This window comes from Actinomyces sp. 565, assembly GCF_010365615.1.
GTDB lineage: Bacteria > Actinomycetota > Actinomycetes > Actinomycetales > Actinomycetaceae > Actinomyces.
Window position 1 is genome coordinate 1 of record NZ_PIZD01000044.1, and the last position, 17,769, is coordinate 17,769.

At 69.5% G+C, this 17,769-nt stretch carries 16 protein-coding genes; 11 read left to right on the plus strand and 5 right to left on the minus strand.

Annotated elements, in window-relative coordinates; all coding sequences use genetic code 11:
- Positions 1 to 182: 182 nt before the first annotated feature.
- Positions 183 to 1,019 (minus strand): exodeoxyribonuclease III, encoded by an 837-nt coding sequence (locus tag GZ997_RS06815; protein ID WP_162679360.1) that lies wholly within the window; start codon positions 1,017 to 1,019, stop codon positions 183 to 185.
- A 214-nt stretch (positions 1,020 to 1,233) separates the two neighbouring features.
- Between GZ997_RS06815 and GZ997_RS06820 the strand changes: the two genes are divergently transcribed.
- On the plus strand, positions 1,234 to 1,653 hold the full coding sequence (locus GZ997_RS06820) for an acylphosphatase (RefSeq protein WP_162679361.1): 420 nt from the start codon (positions 1,234 to 1,236) through the stop codon (positions 1,651 to 1,653).
- Between the two features lie 136 nt (positions 1,654 to 1,789).
- On the opposite strand, the gene GZ997_RS06825 is transcribed toward GZ997_RS06820, so the two are convergent.
- From GZ997_RS06825 to galK, 4 genes are all read right to left on the minus strand, one after another.
- Positions 1,790 to 3,121, minus strand: a complete 1,332-nt coding sequence (locus GZ997_RS06825; protein ID WP_161923699.1) for an ABC transporter permease — start codon at positions 3,119 to 3,121, stop codon at positions 1,790 to 1,792.
- Positions 3,118 to 3,879 carry an ABC transporter ATP-binding protein gene (locus tag GZ997_RS06830; RefSeq protein ID WP_219108774.1) on the minus strand — a complete coding sequence of 254 codons (762 nt, stop codon included), beginning with the start codon at positions 3,877 to 3,879 and terminating at the stop codon, positions 3,118 to 3,120. The genes GZ997_RS06825 and GZ997_RS06830 overlap by 4 nt, the downstream gene beginning before the upstream one ends.
- Complete coding sequence (locus tag GZ997_RS06835; protein ID WP_237564291.1) at positions 3,876 to 4,931, minus strand: efflux RND transporter periplasmic adaptor subunit; 1,056 nt, start codon at positions 4,929 to 4,931, stop codon at positions 3,876 to 3,878. The genes GZ997_RS06830 and GZ997_RS06835 overlap by 4 nt, the downstream gene beginning before the upstream one ends.
- 408 nt (positions 4,932 to 5,339) lie before the next feature.
- Positions 5,340 to 6,647 carry a galactokinase gene (galK, locus tag GZ997_RS06840; protein WP_162679362.1) on the minus strand — a complete coding sequence of 436 codons (1,308 nt, stop codon included), beginning with the start codon at positions 6,645 to 6,647 and terminating at the stop codon, positions 5,340 to 5,342.
- 165 nt (positions 6,648 to 6,812) lie between these two features.
- Here galK and GZ997_RS06845 point away from each other — a divergent pair, with 165 nt between their 5' ends.
- The 10 genes from GZ997_RS06845 to deoC all read left to right on the plus strand — a co-directional run bounded on the left by GZ997_RS06845 (position 6,813) and on the right by deoC (position 17,650).
- Positions 6,813 to 7,394, plus strand: coding sequence for a 2'-5' RNA ligase family protein (locus GZ997_RS06845; protein WP_161923701.1), 582 nt, complete (start codon positions 6,813 to 6,815; stop codon positions 7,392 to 7,394).
- A gap of 58 nt (positions 7,395 to 7,452) precedes the next feature.
- The gene (locus GZ997_RS06850; protein WP_162679368.1) at positions 7,453 to 8,574 is read left to right on the plus strand and encodes a mannose-1-phosphate guanylyltransferase; all 1,122 of its coding nucleotides are present in this window, start codon (positions 7,453 to 7,455) and stop codon (positions 8,572 to 8,574) included.
- 323 nt (positions 8,575 to 8,897) lie between these two features.
- Positions 8,898 to 9,989: a BMP family ABC transporter substrate-binding protein gene (locus GZ997_RS06855; protein WP_161923702.1), complete on the plus strand. Its 1,092-nt coding sequence runs from the start codon at positions 8,898 to 8,900 to the stop codon at positions 9,987 to 9,989.
- 145 nt (positions 9,990 to 10,134) lie between these two features.
- Positions 10,135 to 11,661 carry an ABC transporter ATP-binding protein gene (locus GZ997_RS06860; protein WP_162679363.1) on the plus strand — a complete coding sequence of 509 codons (1,527 nt, stop codon included), beginning with the start codon at positions 10,135 to 10,137 and terminating at the stop codon, positions 11,659 to 11,661.
- Positions 11,658 to 12,974 (plus strand): ABC transporter permease, encoded by a 1,317-nt coding sequence (locus GZ997_RS06865; RefSeq protein WP_162679364.1) that lies wholly within the window; start codon positions 11,658 to 11,660, stop codon positions 12,972 to 12,974. Before GZ997_RS06860 ends, GZ997_RS06865 begins: the two co-directional genes overlap by 4 nt.
- A gap of 3 nt (positions 12,975 to 12,977) precedes the next feature.
- On the plus strand, positions 12,978 to 14,270 hold the full coding sequence (locus tag GZ997_RS06870) for an ABC transporter permease (RefSeq protein ID WP_162679365.1): 1,293 nt from the start codon (positions 12,978 to 12,980) through the stop codon (positions 14,268 to 14,270).
- Between the two features lie 71 nt (positions 14,271 to 14,341).
- Positions 14,342 to 14,764 (plus strand): cytidine deaminase, encoded by a 423-nt coding sequence (locus GZ997_RS06875; protein ID WP_162679369.1) that lies wholly within the window; start codon positions 14,342 to 14,344, stop codon positions 14,762 to 14,764.
- A 50-nt stretch (positions 14,765 to 14,814) separates the two neighbouring features.
- Positions 14,815 to 16,134, plus strand: coding sequence for a thymidine phosphorylase (locus GZ997_RS06880; RefSeq protein ID WP_202616312.1), 1,320 nt, complete (start codon positions 14,815 to 14,817; stop codon positions 16,132 to 16,134).
- Complete coding sequence (locus GZ997_RS06885; protein ID WP_238994329.1) at positions 16,127 to 16,951, plus strand: hypothetical protein; 825 nt, start codon at positions 16,127 to 16,129, stop codon at positions 16,949 to 16,951. Before GZ997_RS06880 ends, GZ997_RS06885 begins: the two co-directional genes overlap by 8 nt.
- Positions 16,952 to 16,996: 45 nt before the next feature.
- Positions 16,997 to 17,650 carry a deoxyribose-phosphate aldolase gene (gene deoC / locus GZ997_RS06890; RefSeq protein WP_162679366.1) on the plus strand — a complete coding sequence of 218 codons (654 nt, stop codon included), beginning with the start codon at positions 16,997 to 16,999 and terminating at the stop codon, positions 17,648 to 17,650.
- Positions 17,651 to 17,769 lie beyond the last annotated feature (119 nt).

The following is a 17,769-nucleotide window of genomic DNA, read 5'->3' on the forward strand; positions in this document are numbered from 1 at the left end:
CAGAATCTCACGACTTCTGACACTCCCAGATGTCATGAGATCCAACAGTCCCAGAAGTCATGAGACAACACAGTACCTGTAGGTGCCGAACCGTCGTAAGAAGGTACGAAGCGTCGACCAGAAAGTACGAACCGTCGTCGTTAGTGCCGAACCGGAGCCTGGGTGATCAGCGGCGAACCGCCTCACAGGTCGTAGTCGACCACGACCGGGGCGTGGTCGGACCAGCGCTCGGCGTAGCTGGGTGCCCGGTCAACGGTGAAGGAGCGGGCCCGCTCGGCCAACTGCGGCGTCGCCACCTGGTAGTCGATGCGCCAGCCGGCGTCGTTGTCGAAGGCCTTGCCGCGCTGCGACCACCAGGTGTATGGCCCCTGCGCGTCGGGCGCGAGTCTGCGCGCCACGTCCACCCACCCGGACCCGAACCAGCGCTCTAGGTAGGCGATCTCCTCGTCCAGCACCCCTGCGGACTTGTTGTGGTTGGGACGCCAGTTCTTGATATCGCGCTCGGAGCGCACGATGTTCAGGTCCCCGGCTATGAGCACGTTCGGCCCGCCGGCCGCCGCATCGGCGAGCAGCGTCGTCATGCGCGCGTCCACCAGGTTCAGGTGTGCATACTTCTGGTCCATCTTCACGGTACCCACCTGACCGGAGTGGAAGTAGGCGGACACGACCGTCAGCGGGGTTTGAGCCCCGGCACCGTTTGTGGCCGTCAGGTCCACCTCCAGCCAGCGGCCGGAGTCCACATCCGGCTCCTCGCTCCCGGGCGCGGAGACGCCGCGACGCACCGCGCCTGCGGTCACCGGCGCACCCTGACGCACCGCCACGGCGACGCCGGCCCTTCCCTTCACGCGGCACGGCCAGATCACCGACTCGTAGCCGGGCAGCAGCGCGGCCGCGGTGGCTTCGTCGGCGCGTACCTCTTGCAACAGCAGTACATCCGGGGCGCTGGACTCCAGCCAGGAGTCCATGTGCTTACGGGCTGCAGCCCTGATGCCGTTGACGTTGATAGTGGCTACGCGCATGGGGTCCGAGTGTACGTGTACGTCCGCCCGGCCACGAGTCCTAACCAGCCAGCGGATTTGGACAGCGCCGCTTCTACCGATCTCGGTACGTAACGTCTGCCGACCTCGGCACGTGACTTCTACCGACCTCGGCGGGGGTTTGGGGAGGCGGCTCGCGCCGACGCTCCTCGCGGTGCCCCTGTCAGGCCGCGGGTATTCCTGAGACAATGGCGCCATGGAGCGCAGGTTCTTTGACATCTTCCGCCGCCAGCCAAGCAATCCCGAGCCAGCTGCTGAGGCTCCTGCGGCCCGCGCCGACGGGGACCGGGCCGCAGGAGGCTCCGGCGAAGCCAATGACGCCGCCCCCGCGTCCGATCGCCACCGCACGATTCACGCCATAGTCTCCGGGCGCGTGCAAGGGGTCGGCTTCCGCTGGTCCTGCATGGAGGAGGGGGAGCGGCTCGGGCTGGTGGGCGAGGTGCGCAACCTGGACGACGGCGACGTGGAGGTCTTCGCCCAGGGCCCGGCTGACGACGTCGCCCGCATGATCGCCTGGCTGTACCACGGCCCGCGCTGGGCCAGTGTCGCCTCCGTGCGCATCACCGATATGAACCCCGGCAGCCTGCGGCACCGCGCGTTCATCATGGGCAACTGACGCTTCGCGATCCCGGGCATTGCGCGACCCCGGGGCGATCGTGGAGCGCACCCCGGGGTCGCGCGGTGTAGGTGCGGACGGCCGAGCCCACCGCCCGGAAGATCAGCAATCGCGCGCGGTTGAAGCACGGTTGACGTCAGTAGCGGATGGCGTCGATCGGCTTGATCCGCACCGCCACCAGAGCCGGGATGATGCCGGACAACGCGCCCACTACCGTCGCGGCGATAAGACCGATCAAGGCGGCCGACATCGGGAACGGCGGCCTTGTTTCCACCGCTACTCCCAGCAGCGCATCCAATGGCGCTACACGCATGCCTACAATCGCGATGCCGATCCCGATTACACCGGCCACCACGGTTGCCACCACCGACTCCAGCATGATGGAGAAGAAGATCCGGCGGCTAGTGGCGCCGAAGGAGCGGCGCACACCGATCTCGTGGATGCGCTGCTTGACGGTCACCATGGAGATATTGATCAGGCTGAGCGCTCCCAGGATCATGACGAACACGCCCGCGATGGTCACCGTGGTTGTGAAGCCGCTGGTGTCCAGGCCCTGCATTTCCGCGGTGTTTGACCAGGCACTGGTGGAGCCGGCACCGAACTGTGCATCGAGATCCTTGGTTGCCAGGCTGATCAGTTCCTGCTCCTGCTCCTGCCCGGCCCAGATCTCCAAGATTGGGGCCGGCAGCTCGGCACGTGTCTCCTGACTCAGCCACCGCTCGTACGGCGCGGCCAGTGCATAGGCGGTGATCGACTGGGTGCAGTAGTCACTGGCGTCAACGTCGCCTGCGCACCAGGTCAGGTCGTCCGGCTTGAGCACGCCGACGATCGTATAAGTCGTCCGCGCCGGTGAGTGGGCCCGCACGGTGAGCGGACCATCCAGGGTCGTGTACCCCAGCTGCTCGAGGAAGCCCTGGGAGACGACCAGCGCGGGGGAGAGGTCGTCCTCGTCGGCGGCGGAGAACCAGCGGCCCTGCGCCACGGCGGTGTGGTGAAGCGTGCCGTATCCGAGGCTGACAACATTGGTCTCCACGGAGCGGGAGCCGCCGGGGAAGGCCAGCCGCAGCTGCTGCGGGTAATTGGTGGCCCAGCTGCTCGCACTGTAACGCTCCACCAGCCTCATCTGCGCCTCGGTGATGCGGGCGGTGGTGTCGGTGCCGGACTCGGTTCCGGCGGTCTCCATGGCCTCGGCAACACCGGGGTCGTCTGAACCGGTGGTGAAGTCACCACTGACTCCGCGCCCGGTCGGCGCGACATCGATCCGCACAGTTCCGGGACGGCCCGCGTAGCTGGCGATCTCCTGGTCGATGATCGCGCTGGTCACCTGGCCCAGGGCAATCACGAAGGTCATGGCGGCCACCGCCGCCCCCACCCCGACCAGGGACAGCATGACTCGCAGCTTGCCAATGCGCAGCTGCGCCCAGGCCTCCACCAGGGCGCCGAAGAAACCGGTGAATACGCCAGTCATGATGCCGCCTCCTCGGGAACTGCGTTGATCTCCTCAGTGAACTCGTCCAGTCCGCCGGTGCGCTCGTGGTGCACGGTGATCGGGGTGAGTACGCCGTGGTCGAGCCGGTACTGGGTGTGGGCGCGGCCGGCCACCGCCAGGTCGTGGGTGATGACGATGAGCGCCGCACCGGTCTCGTGGCACTGGCGCTCGAGCAGCTCCATGACCAGCGCGCCGGTGTCGACGTCGAGCGCCCCGGTGGGCTCATCAGCCAGAATCACCCGCGGGCGGCGGGCCAGGGCACGCGCGATGGCGACCCGCTGCTGCTCGCCCCCGGACAAATTGCCGATGGGGGCGCCGATCTTCTCCTCCAGACCAACCGCGGCCAGTAGCTCCTCAGCTCGCCTCGTGCGGGTCCAGAAGGCGGAGCCCGTGTCATACAGGAGCGGCGCCGCCACATTCTCCGTGGTGGACAGCCCGGCGATGAGGTTGAAGGACTGGAAGACGAAGCTGAAGGTCCGCCCGCGCAACCGGGCCCGGCGGGCTTCGCCCAGGCGGCGCGTATCCTGCCGCTCCACGGTGTAGGTGCCGGAGGTGGGCTGGTCGATCAGACCGATCAGGTTAAGCAGCGTGGACTTGCCGGTGCCCGAGCGGCCCACGACGGCTACGTGCTCGCCTGCTGCAACATCTAGGTTCACGTCGGTGAGGATCTGCAGGGGAGGGGCGCCGGGCACCTCGAAGGTGCGGGCGATACCCCGCATGCTCAATAACGGGTTCACAGGAGCTCCTCGCCGTTCTCGTCGTAGCAGGCGGAGCCGTCCGGCTCGCAGGTGTTCGGCTCGCCGGTGCGCGCGATGTCCTTGTTGGGCACGAACAGCAGGATTTCGTCCCCCTCGGCCAGGCCGTCGGTCACCTGGACGCTCTCACCGTTGGTGATACCCAGGGTCACTTCCCGCTTCTCGGCGGCGTCTGGGGCGGCGGGGTCGGTGACCACCCACACGTTCCCCTTGGTGACGCTGCCCTCCACGGCAGTAACCGGCACGATCAGCGTGTCCGTGGCCGAGCCGGCGTCCACGCCGATCGTCACCGAGAGACCCGGGAAGACCTGCTGCTGGGCGGGAACCGCGCAGCGTACTTCAACGGTGGTGCCATCGCCGGTGGTAGTCGTTACCTCGCCGGTCTCGGAGGTGGTGGTCGAGGTGGTCTCCCGAGTGCCAATCTTCAGGCCCGTGCACTCAAACGGAGCCGGCCCGCCGTCGACGGTGAGGGTGGCCGAGGAGGGGGCGTTGGTGAGCCGGTACTGCTGGTCGGCGGTGATCGTCCCCTTGGCGGAGAACGTGCCGGGGGAGACGGTAGCCACCACCATGCCCACGCTGGTCTCCTGGTCCTGGATGACGTTGAAGGAGACTACGCCGCTGGCAGGGGCATAGACGGTGGACCAGGTGACCTTGTCCTCCACTGGCGTCTGCACGGGATTGCCCTCATCATCGACGCTTACGGTCGGCTCCTGGGGCTGAACCTGCTTGAGGTAGATCAGTGGCTCCCCCTGAGTGACAGTCGCTCCCTTGCTGACTGCGAAGGAGTCGACGACGCCGTTTAGGTTCGCCTGTGCCTCCACCGCGGCGTCCTCCACGATCTGTCCCTTGACGTCAACCGTGTTTGCGATATCGCCGGTGGTCACCACGGTGGTCTGCGTGGTGGCGTCGATGCCGGGGGTGATGTCCACGGTTGTGCCGGCCTTGGAATCGGGGAAGAAGGCGATCTTCACCAACGCGAGCGCGATCACAAGGGCAATCAGGGTCTTTAAGGTGGGCAGGACATAGCGCTTCACGGCGAACCTCCGGTCGGCCGTCATGGCCGAGTGGGCGTAGGGGCGGGTGTGCGGCCAAGCCCAGGCAAAATGCCGGGCCAGGCGAGACACCACGAGGCTATGCCGAGTTGTGTCCCGACACACTCATCCGCAGGTAGGAGAACACCCTGATTCCCCCCGGGTGCGGGGGTGGGGAGTCTCCTCCGCCAGGATGAGGCGGCGCCGCGCTTGCCGCGTACACGGCCCAGCGCCCACCCTGATCGGGCCCTGAACTGCACTGCCCGCGGCTCTTTCAGGAGGCAGCGTCCTGCGAACCGCCCTGCGACCCGCCCCGCGAAGACGGCACGCGGTGGCACTTACGATCGGAGCGTCCGCGTTCGTCCCCGGGCCGTGCGGGGCGCGCTGCCGGTGCCTGCCGCGGCCGCCGGCTCAGGCCAGGCGACCGGCCGGCGCGGAGGGCACTGCGTTCAGGAACGCGGGAGCAGCGAACCCGTGCTGCGCGTAGGCGTCTACTACGGCACGGGCAACCGCGTCCACGGCGGGGGTGTCCACCAGTGCGATGGCGCTGCCGCCGAAGCCGCCCCCGGTCATGCGCGCGCCGTGGGCGCCGGCCGCCCGGGCTGCTTCCACAGCCACGTCAAGCTCGGGGCAGGTGACCTCGTAGTCCACCCGCAGCGACTCGTGGCTGGCGTCCATGAGCTCACCCGCGCGAGCCAGCTTCCCCCCGGCCAGCGGCGCTCCGTCCTGTAGCAGCTCCACCAGGCGGCGGGTACGGTCGATCTCGGTGACTACGTGGCGAGTGCGCGCCACCAGCACGTCGGCGTCCTGCGCCCCGGAGCTCTCCAGCCGCTTCAGGGCGGCCGCGAGCGAGTCAGCCTGGATATCGGCCAGTAGCTCCACGCCGAGGAGCTCGGCTGCGCGCTCACACGCCGAGCGGCGGGCCCCGTACTGGCCGTCCACCAGGGAGTGCTTGGCCTTGGTGTCGATCACCAGCAGGGTGAGGCCCGCAGCCGCAAGGTCGAAGGGCACGTGCGCCACCGAGCCGTCCCGGCAGTCCAGCTCCAGGGCGTGTCCGGCGCGGCAGCGCATGGAGGCGGACTGGTCCATGCCACCAGTGGGGGCACCCGCCATCTCGTTCTCGGCGCGGATGCACGCCTCTACCAGGCGGGCGCGGCCGGCGTCGTCGGGCTGTTCCGCCGTCCCGGCCAGGCCGAGGGCGTTGACGTCATCCAGGGCTACGGCGGTGGCGCACTCCAGGGCGGCCGAGGAGGACAGCCCCCCTCCCAGCGGCACGCAGGAGTAAAGGGCGGCGTCAAAGCCGTGCAGGGGCCCGAACCCGTCGCGCTCAAGCGCCCAGGCGACCCCGGCCACATAGGCGTTCCAATGCCGGACCTCCCCAGGGGAGCCCTTCGGGCCGATGGCGTCCAGGTCTAGCACGTCGATGGTCTCGCGAGTCTGCGGGGACACCAGCCGGATGGTGCGGTCCTCACGACTACGCAGCGCCAAGTGGGCCCGATGCGGCAGCGCGATCGGCAGCGCCAGGCCGCCGTTGTAGTCGGTGTGCTCCCCGATGACGTTCACGCGTCCGGGGGCGTACCACACGCCGTCGGGTTCGGTGCCGAATGCGTCCCGGAACAGGGCGGTGGCGGCACCAGCACCCTCCTGTGGGGTGAGCGCGGGGGAGAAGACGGGCTCGGATCCGACGACGGCGGCGGTTTGAGACTCGGTGCTCGACATGAGGTCATTCTGCCAGACGAAGCGGTCGTCCCGGTATGCCCGCTCGGGGACTGCCCGGGGGTGAACCCGGGAGGTGGTCGGGGATGTCCCTGAGGCTGTTAATAGGGGTAGGGTGCAGCTGACATTGGTCGTGCTCGAGAACAGAACCGGAGGAACGCGCGCTTCATGGACGTTCCCGTGCCCGCACCCAGCCAATGCGTCCTCGGTGTGACCATCGTGCTGCCGGAGCCCTGGGCGACCCGTGTGCGCAGCGTGCGCACGGCCGTGGGAGACCCCCACGGCAATGCGATACCGCCCCACATCACCCTGCTGCCACCCACCGCGGTGGACAAGGACGACTTGGCGGCTGTGACGGCCCATGTGAGCCGGGTGGCCGCCCGGACTGCGCCCTTCAACCTGCGCGCCGCCGGCGTCGGCACCTTCCGGCCGGTCAGCCCGGTGGTCTTCCTCGGCGTCGCCGAGGGGGCAGGCGCTATCGATGCGCTCCAGCAGGCGTTGCGCGCCGACGACGGGCCGCTCAGACGCACCCTGCGTTTCCCCTTCCACCCGCACGTAACTCTCGCGCACGAGGTTGACGACGACGCGCTTGACCGCGCCGCGCGCTCGGGCAGCGACATCGCGGCGGCCTTCGTGGTCGACCGGATCCACCTTCAGCGCCTGGCGTCGGACGGCAGCTGGGTCTCGTTGGCGACCCCCGCCCTGGGAGTCACGGAGACCCTCCTTCGCGAGCCGCACCCGCTAGCCTGACGCGGTGAACGCTGCGCTTGATCCCGAACGGCACGCCAGTACGGCGGCCCTGCCCGTCATGGGTGAACCCGATGCCCCCGTCCTCCACGCGATCATTCCCGCCGGCGGCGCCGGCACCAGGCTGTGGCCGCTCAGCCGCCGCCGACGCCCCAAGTTCCTGCTGGACCTGACCGGCTCCGGGCAAAGCCTGCTGCAGGGCACCGTGACCCGCCTGGCCCCCCTGGCGGCGACGACGACGGTGGTCACCGGCGCCGCCCACGTGGCCGCCGTCGCCCGGCAGCTCCCGGACCTGCCCGAGGCGAACCTGCTGGCCGAGCCTGCCCCGCGCGACTCCATGGCCGCCATCGGCCTGGCCGCCGCCGTGATCGCCCGCCGCCACGGGCGCGAGGCGATTGTCGGCTCCTTCGCCGCGGATCACCTGGTGGCCGATGCCGCCGCCTTCCGCAGCGCGGTCCGCCAGGCGGCTGTACTGGCGGCGGCGGGCTGGTTGGTCACCATCGGTATCGAGGCCACCGGACCGTCCACGGCCTTCGGCTACATCCACGCCGGTGACGCCCTGGACGTGCCCGGGGCGCCGGACGGACGCCGAGTCCTCGGCTTCACCGAGAAACCGGACGCCGCTACCGCCGCCCGCTACCTGGCTACCGGCGACTACCGGTGGAACGCCGGCATGTTCGTGGTGCGCGCCGGCGTCCTCCTGGACCACCTGGCGGAGCACCGGCCCGCGCTGGCAGCCGGCATAGACGAGATCGCCGCTGCCTGGGACACCCCCGAGCAGGACGCCGTCATGGCGCGGGTATGGACTTCCCTGGAGGCTATCGCCATCGACCATGCCATCGCCGAGCCCGTGGCCGCCGCCGGCGGCGTGGCGACGGTCCCCGGAGACATGGGCTGGGACGACGTCGGCGGCTTCGACACCCTCTCCGGGCTCGTCTCCCCGCGCGCGGCGGGACCGGCGGCCGGGGCGGCGGTCCTGGGCGAGGCCGACGTCGAGGCGGTCGACGCCGCCGGGGCACTGGTCGCCTCTACTTCCGGCCGCAAGGTGGTGCTGCTGGGAACCCCCGGCATCGTTGTGGTGGATACTCCCGACGCGCTGCTGGTGGCCACCCCGGAGCGCGCCCAGGACGTCAAGGGCGTCGTCGATCGGCTCAAGGCGGAAGATCGGGACGCACTGCTGTGACTCCCCGGGATGCGTCCGTGGCCGCCGATGCCGGTCCTCACGTCGGCCGATCGTGACCGAGCGCTTACCGGGTGCCCGCTCGTCCCGCACCTGCAAGTTGTGCAAGGAGTTGCAAGACGTCGGCTGGGATGCGGCTGCGCCCGGCACTGGCCGGGGCTGGAGCGGAGCTGCGGCGCGGGTCACGTCATGGTCGCAATGCGGCGATATCGTGCCGTTTGTGTGGCAGGTCTCAGGGGAGTGCCTATGCTGGTTGCCTGAGCCGGTGCCGCCCCGGCCGGCTCCTTGCAAGGGCGCAAGCCCGTACCCCATATGGAGACACGACCGTGAAGAAGAAGTATCCCGCCATTACGCTCGGCCTGGTCGCAGCGCTGTCGCTTGCCGCCTGCGGCTCGGCCCCGGACTCCTCCGGCGGAGACACCGGCGATTTCCTCGCCTGCATGGTGTCCGACGAGGGCGGGTTCGACGACCAGTCCTTCAACCAGTCCGGCAAGGAGGGCCTGGACCGCGCTGCCGCCGACCTCGGCGTGCAGACCAAGCTCGTCGAGTCCCAGTCCATATCCGACTACCCCACCAACGTCGACTCCCTGGTACAGCAGAACTGCGACCTGATCATCGGCGTCGGCTTCAACCTCGCCGCCGACCTTGCCGCGGCCGCCCAGGAGAACCCGGATATCAACTTCGCGCTCATCGACGCTCCCTTCACCGATGCCGAGGGAAACTTGGTTGAGCTGGACAACGCCAAGCCGCTGACCTTCAACACTGCCGAGGCCGCCTACCTCGCCGGCTATGCCGCTGCCGGCACCACCGAGAGCGGCAAGGTCGCCACTTACGGGGGTGGAGTCCTTCCTACCGTGCAGATCTTCATGGAGGGCTTCGCCAAGGGCGTGGAGAAGTACAACGAGGACAACGACGCCAACGTCGAGGTCCTCGGCTGGGACCCTGACAACCCGGGCTCCGGCTCCTTCGTGGGCAACTTCACCGACACTCCTATGGGCCAGCAGCTGACCGAGCTGTTCCTCTCCCAGGGTGCCGACATTGTGATGCCCGTGGCCGGCCCGGTCGGCTCCGGCACGATCGCGGCGGTCAAGGCGGCCGGTGACGACAACAACGCGATCGTCTGGGTGGACGCCGACGGCTATCTCAGCACCGAGTCCCTCGGCGGCAGCAAGTACATGCTGACCTCTGTGGTCAAGGGCATCGGTACCGCCGTGTACGACACCGTCCAGGAGGCCACCTCGGGCAACTTCACCTCTGAGCCCTTCATCGGCACCCTCGCCAATGACGGCGTGTCCATCGCCGACTACCACGACTGGTCCGACCGGGTCCCCGACGAGGTCAAGGAGCAGGTCGAGGTACTCAAGCAGCAGATCATCGACGGCACCCTCGACGTGTCCACGCCCTACGACCCGTCCTGATCGGGGCTGCGCCAATTCAACCCGGTGACGCCGTCGTCCTTGACGGGGCGGCGGCGTCACTGGCGCCCGGCCCGGTAGTCTTTCCCTGCTCGACGCCCACTCCACCGTTAACCATCGCCTGAACCCCACAGGAAGCGAGCCCCCAGTGCTGCTCGAACTCCGCGGAATCACCAAGGTCTTCGGATCCCTTGTGGCCAACGACCACATCGACGTCAAAGTCGAACCCGGCCAGATCCACGCCCTCCTGGGCGAGAACGGCGCCGGCAAGTCGACGCTCATGAACGTCCTGTACGGCCTGTACGACCCCGACGACGGCGAGATCCTTATCGACGGCCGTCCGGTCACCTTCAAGGGCCCCGGCGACGCCGTCGCGGCCGGCATCGGCATGGTCCACCAGCACTTCATGCTGGTGCCCGTGTTCACCGTGGCCGAATCCGTGGCCCTGGGCTACGAGCCGGTGGGCAAGGCCGGCGTCATCGACGCCAAGGCCGCCGCTGCGAAGGTGCGGGAGATCTCCGAGCGCTTCGGCTTCGACGTAGACCCGGACGCCTACATCGAAGACCTGCCCGTGGGCGTACAACAGCGAGTCGAGATCATCAAGGCCCTCTCCCGCGACGCCAAGGTCCTCATCCTCGATGAGCCCACCGCCGTGCTCACCCCGCAAGAGACCGACGAGCTGATCGCCATCATGCGCGACCTCAAGGCCGCCGGCACCTCCATCGTGTTCATCACCCACAAGCTCCGCGAGGTGCGCGAGGTGGCGGACACGATCACCGTCATCCGCCGCGGCAAGGTCGTCGGCAGCGCCGAGCCGACCGCCTCCCAGGCCGAGCTCGCCGGGCTCATGGTCGGCCACTCCGTCTCCCTCACGGTGGACAAGGACGCGCCCACGCTGGGCGGCGTCGGCCTGGAGCTGAAGGATGTCAGCCTGGTTGATGAGGGCAGCACTCTGCTCGACGACGTCAGCCTGCAGGTGCGCTCCGGCGAGATCGTCGGCGTGGCCGGGGTGCAGGGCAATGGCCAGACCGAGCTTGCCGACGTGCTGCTGGGATTGCGTGCACCCACCGTCGGCTCAGTGCACTTCGGCGGCCAGGACGTCACCCCCCTGGGCGTCCACCAGCGCATCGGCGCCGGCCTCGGCTTCGTCCCCGAGGACCGCTCCACCGACGGCATGGTTGCCGCATTCTCCGTGGCCGAGAACATGATCCTGGACCGCTTCGACGACCCCGCTTTCGGTTCCGGGCCGTCCCTCAATCCCACCAAGGTCCGCAACCACGCTGAGCAGCTGCGCGACGAGTTCGACGTACGCGTCACCGACGTCGCCGATCCCATCTCCACTTTGTCCGGCGGCAACCAGCAGAAGGCGATCCTTGCCCGGGAGCTGTCCCGCCAGCTCAAGGTTCTGGTGGCCTCACAGCCCACCCGGGGGCTCGACGTCGGCTCCATCGAATTCGTCCACAAGCGCATCGTGCAGGAGCGTGACAACAACACCGCCGTGTTGATCATCTCCTCCGAGCTGGATGAGATCTACTCCCTGTCAGACCGCATAGCCGTCATGTACCGCGGCCGGATCGTCGGCGTCGTGCCGCCGGATACACCCCGCGACGTGTTGGGCCTCATGATGGCAGGCGTCCCCCTCGACCAGGCCCGCGCCCAGGAGGAGAACCGATGAGCGAAGCTATCCCAAACGGCGCCGCGCAGGCGGAATCACGGACGGGTCGGCCGTCCGTCGTCCCACCCGCCCAGCACACGGACAATCAGCCGGAGCAGCCGGGTGTACTGCGGCAGATCGCCGAGTCCAACGTCCTTATGGGCGTGCTTGCGGTTTTCTCCGCCATGATTGTCGGCTCGCTGTTGATCCTGCTCGCCGACGACAACGTGCGCACCACCGCCGGTTACCTGTTCGCACGCCCCAGCGACTTCTTCGGTGCGGTCGGCTCGTGCCTGGTGGACGCCTACGCGGCCATGGTCCGCGGCGGCATCTTCGACTGGCAAGCATCCTCGGTCGCGCGCATGTGGCGCCCCATCACCGAAACCCTCACCGTGGCCACGCCGCTGATCCTGGCGGGCCTGGGCATGGCGGTGGCCTTCCGCGCCGGCCTGTTCAACGTCGGTGGGCAGGGGCAGATCATCCTCGGCGCCATCGTCGGCGGTTACGTCGGCTTCGCCTGGAACCTGCCCAGCGGGCTGCACATGCTGGTGGCGGTGCTCGGCGCCATCCTCGGCGGCGCCCTGTGGGGAGCCATCCCCGGCGTGCTACGCGCCACCACCGGTGCCAGCGAGGTCATCACCACCATCATGCTCAACTCCGTTGCCGCCTACCTGATAGCGCATCTGCTCACCACGGCCACCTTCATCGGTGCGGGCAACGCCAACCCCAAGTCACTGCCGGTGGCGGCTAGCGCCCAGTACCCCAAACTGATCGGCGGTCCCTTCCGGCTACACCTGGGCTTCATCGTGGCCCTGCTGGCCGCCTTGTTCGTGTGGTGGCTGCTGGAGCGCAGCGAGATCGGTTTCCAGTTCCGCGCCACCGGCCTGAACCCGCAGGCGGCGCTGACCGCAGGCATCAACGTGCCCCGGATCACCGCCCTGGTCATGATCGTCTCCGGTGCCCTGTGCGGGCTGGCGGCAACCGCCCCGGTGCTCGGCACCCAGCACTACCTGACCGGCTCGGTGGCGGGCAGCATCGGCTTCGATGCCATGACCGTGGCCCTGCTGGGCCGCTCCACCCCGCAGGGCACCGTGCTGGCCGGGCTGCTGTTCGGTGCCCTGACCGCGGGCGGAACCACCATGCAGGCCGCCACCGGTACCCCGATCGACATCGTGCTGGTGCTGCAGTCCATGATCGTGCTGTTCATCGCGGCCCCGCCGCTGGTGCGCGCCATCTACCACCTGCCCGCACCCGGCTCCTGGCGGCGGAGCCGCCGCGAGGTCGTCGACGCTGCCGCCGTCGCCGGCCCGGCCGTTGAGAAGAAGGAGGCCTGAGCCATGACTGCCTCACCCACCGCCGCTCCGACCCGCGACGCCAGCCCGAGAACGGAGCCGACCGTCGTCGTCGAGCCGATCGCCTACAAGCTGCCGATCACCGGCACCGTCGTAGTCGTTCTGGAACTGCTGATGGGCCTGCTAAGCCACGGCGACACTCGCTTCCAGCTGGCCACCAAGGCCGACTTCTTGAAGATTCCCGCGCTCACCCTCGGCTCCCGCCCCGTGATCGTGGTGATGGTGCTGCTGGCTGCGGCGATCACCGCCTACATGTGGATGCGTGCCGTGGGCCGTGCACCGATCCCCAACTGGGCGGGGCTGGTGCTGGGAGCCAGTTTCATCATCGCCTTCCTCACCTGGGCCGGCGCCGGACGCCCCACCGTCATCCCGCTGGTGACAATCCTGTCCTCCACCCTCGCACTGTCCGTGCCGCTGGTGTTCGGCGGGCTCGCCGGCGTGGTGGGGGAGCGCTCGGGCACCATCAACATCGCCATCGAGGGCCAGCTGCTGGGCGGCGCCTTCCTGGGCGCGGTGGTCGCATCGATCACCGGCTCCGCCTGGGCCGGCATGATCGCCGCCCCCTTCGCCGGTATCCTGGTAGCCCTGCTGCTTGCCCTGTTCGGACTGAAGTACCGGGTCAACCAGATCGTGGTCGGCGTGGTCCTCAACGTGTTCGTGTCCGGCCTGACTAGCTTCCTGTTCTCCACGGTGCTGACCGACAACCCGGCGCGGCTGAACGCCTCCATGCGCCTGCCCACCCTGCCGATCCCGGTGCTCTCCCAGATCCCGATCATCGGCCCGGTGCTGTTCCGGCAGACGATTCTGGTGTACTTGATGTACGCGGCCGTCGCGGTGCTGTCCTTCATGCTGTTCCGCTCCCGCTGGGGCCTGCGCATGCGTGCCTGCGGCGAGCACCCGCGGGCCGCGGACACCGTGGGCATCAACGTCATGCGCACCCGCGTGAACAACCTGATGCTGGGCGGCGCGCTGGCGGGCCTGGGCGGCGCCTTCTTCACCGTTGGCTCCGGCCTGGCCTTCACCAAGGACATGTCATCCGGCAACGGCTACATCGCCCTGGCCGCCATGATCCTGGGCGCCTGGAACCCGGTGGGCACCCTGTACGCCGCGCTCCTATTCGGCTTCGCCACTGCGGTGGGGCAGACGCTGTCCGTCATCGGCTCCCCGATCCCGGCGAACATCATCCTTATGATCCCCTACATCGTGACGGTCTTCGCCGTCGCCGGCTTCGTGGGGCGCGTGCGCGCCCCTGCCGCCGAGGGGGTCCCGTACCCGTGATCGGCGCCGACAACCACCCGGCCGGGCCGGCCCGGGCCGTCTCCGACTCCGTGCCCGCCGTCGACGCGGACATGTGGGCGCGGCTGCGGGCACTGGCCACAGAGGCCATGCGGTGCGCCTACGCGCCCTACTCCCACTTCCGGGTGGGGGCCGCCGCCCTGGTCGACGACGGCCGTCTGGTATCCGGCTGCAACGTGGAGAACGCCGGCTACGGGGTAACCCTGTGCGCGGAGTGCGGGCTGGTCTCCGAGCTCGTACGCACCGGTGGAGGCCGCCTGGTCGCCTTCGTGTGCGTCGACGGCGACGCGCGGCCCTGTTCCCCGTGCGGCCGCTGCCGCCAAGTGCTGTCCGAGCACGCCCACCCGGACATGCTGCTGGACCTGCCGTCGGGCGTCATGAGCATTGACCAGGTGCTCCCCGACCGCTTCACCAGCGCCGACATCGAGCGGGTCACCGGCACAGCCGCACCCCTACCTGAAGGAGACCGGCCGTGACCGCATCCGTCAAACCGTCTTCCGCCCCCGCCGCCCCAACGTCCCCGGCGGTGGAGCCCTTCGACGCCGTTGACGTGATCGCTGCCAAGCGCGACCGCCAGCGGCTCACAGACGCCCAGATCGACTGGGTGGTCGACGCCTACACCCGCGGCGTGGTCGCCGACGAGCAGATGAGCGCCCTGGCCATGGCGATCTACCTCAACGGCATGGACCGGGGCGAGATCGCCCGCTGGACCGACGCCATGATCCGCTCCGGGGAGCGCATGGACTTTTCCGCCCTGGGACGCCCTACAGCGGACAAGCACTCCACGGGCGGAGTGGGTGACAAGATCACCTTGTCGCTGGCGCCGCTGGTGGCTGTCTTCGGCGTCAGTGTTCCGCAGCTGTCCGGCCGCGGCCTGGGCCACACCGGCGGCACCCTGGACAAGCTCGAGTCCATTCCCGGCTGGCGGGCGGCGCTGAGCAACGACGAGATCCTGGACATGCTGTCCGCCGACGGTCCCGGCGCCGTTATTTGCGCCGCCGGCAGCGGGCTGGCCCCTGCCGACAAGAAGCTGTACGCGCTGCGGGACACCACCGCTACTGTCTCCTGTGTGCCGCTGATCGCCTCCTCCATCATGAGCAAGAAGATCGCCGAGGGCACCGGCGCGCTGGTCCTGGACGTCAAGGTCGGCTCCGGCGCCTTCATGAAGGAGATCGACCAGGCGCGCGAACTCGCGCAGACCATGGTGGCGCTCGGCACGGACGCCGGCGTGACCACCCGCGCCCTGCTCACCGACATGTCCACGCCGCTGGGATTGACCGCCGGAAACGCCCTGGAGGTGCGCGAGGCCGTCGAGGTGCTTTCCGGTGGGGGACCGGCCGACGTCGTCGACCTGACCGTGGCGCTAGCGGGCGAGATGCTCTCCGCGGCCGGGCACACCGTGGACGCGGACGAGCTGCGCGCCGCCCTGGGCGACGGGCGCGCCATGGACGTGTGGCGGGAGATGATCCGCCGCCAGGACGGCGACCCCGACGCCCCCCTGCCCGTGGCTCCCGAGACCGAGACCGTCACTGCCGCCGTGGACGGCGTGCTCACCCGCCTGGACGCCCTGGGCGTGGGGGTGGCCGCCTGGCGCCTGGGGGCCGGCCGAGCCCGCAAGGAGGACCCGGTGCAGGCAGTCGCCGGCGTCGAAATGCACGCCAAGCCGGGTGACACCGTGCGCGCCGGCCAGCCGCTGCTCACCCTGCACACCGCTACCCCGGAGCGCTTCGAGCGCGCCCGCGCCGCGCTCGAGGACGCGATCGCCGTGCGCCCCGCCGACTCTCCGGAGGCCCGGGAGGCCGTGGCCCGCCGCCGCGTCGGCGTGGTGCTGGACCGGATTGTCTGAAGAGGCCGTGGTGGACTCCCGCACGTCGGCCGCCGAGCTGCCCGGGGCGCGTGTGGTGAACGCCCGTCTGCGCGTGGGTGGCTTCACCACCGCCGGTGGCGCCGTCACTCTTGCCCAGTGCGACGGCACCACCTGTGGAGCAACTGCGGTTCTGGCGGCCCGCCTCCTGCTCGGCGGTCCCAGCGCCGGTGTGCAGACTCCCGTCCCCGGCACCGCCCGCCCGGGCCGAGTCCTGCAGGAGACTCTGGCCGCCTTCCAGCGGAGCCTGCAGCGTGCCATGAACCGGCATGCGGGAGGGCCACTGGGCCCCCTGCCCTGGACTAGTAGGCTGGGCTCGACCCCGTGGGCCGTCGCCGCCGAGCTGACGCGCGTACTGCGGCGGGTGCGACCCGACATCGAAGCCTGCACCGTGACCTGGGTGGACGACCGGGGCGCCGGCTGGGGCGCCGTCGTGGCGGGCACGCGAGAGCTGCTTGCCGTCGGCGTCCCCGTAATTCTGCTTACGGGAGGACCGCCGGTACGCCATGCCGATGGTGCCGGAGGGGCCCGGCGCCTATTGAATCTGAACCGAATCATCAACGCGATCCCCGCAGTCCCGCGGCACTACGTGCTGGCGCTGCCCTGGAAAGCCATCGGGCGGCAGGACCCCGGCCCCGGCCACGCCCACCTCTACGACCCCTCCAGCGGCGTCGTGCGCGCCCTGGACCTGCTGGCCCCACGCGCGCAGCGCGGGCCCGGTCCCCGCGAGCTGGGCTACTGGCCGCGTGTGCTCGCCGTGATCGCCCCACCGCCGCCCCGTGCCCTACAACCGGCCTGAAACCGGCCTGCAGCAGACCCAGAACAATCCAGAGAAAGGAACGCCATGACCACCCGTGCGGAAGTCGCCGCCATCATCGACCACACCCTGCTCAAGCCCGAGGCCACTGGCGCGCAGGTCGCCGAGCTGATCGCCCAGGGCGCCGAACTGGGCACCTACTCGGTGTGCGTGTCCCCCAGCCAGCTGCCCGTGCAGGCCCCCAAGGGCCTGCGCGTGGCCACCGTCTGCGGGTTCCCCTCCGGCGCTCATGCCACCGCCGTCAAGGCGGCCGAGGCCGCCGACTCCGTCGCGAAGGGCGCGGACGAGGTTGACATGGTCGTCAACCTGAAGCTGGTCAAGGAGCACGACTACGCGGGCGTCGAGGCGGACATCCGCGCGGTCAAGGAGGCCGTGGGGGACAAGCTGCTGAAGGTGATCATCGAGTCCGCGGCACTGACCGACGATGAGATCATTGCCGTGTGCCGGGCCGCCGAGGGTGCGGGTGCCGACTACGTCAAGACCTCCACCGGCTTTCACCCGGCGGGCGGCGCCTCGGTGCACGCCGTGGAGCTAATGCGCGCCACGGTGGGGGACCGGCTGGGCGTCAAGGCCTCCGGGGGTATCCGCACCGCTGAGGACGCACTGGCCATGATCGAGGCGGGCGCCTCCCGGCTAGGCGTATCCGCGACCGTCGCCATCCTGGCGGGCCTGCCCGCCTAATCGCACCGAGACCGGCACTTGTTACGTGCCGAGACCGGCACTAATGACGTGCCGAGACCGGCACTAGAACCGACTCCGCCGCATAGTTGCGCCGCGTCGCCCACACTGTGTGGGCGACG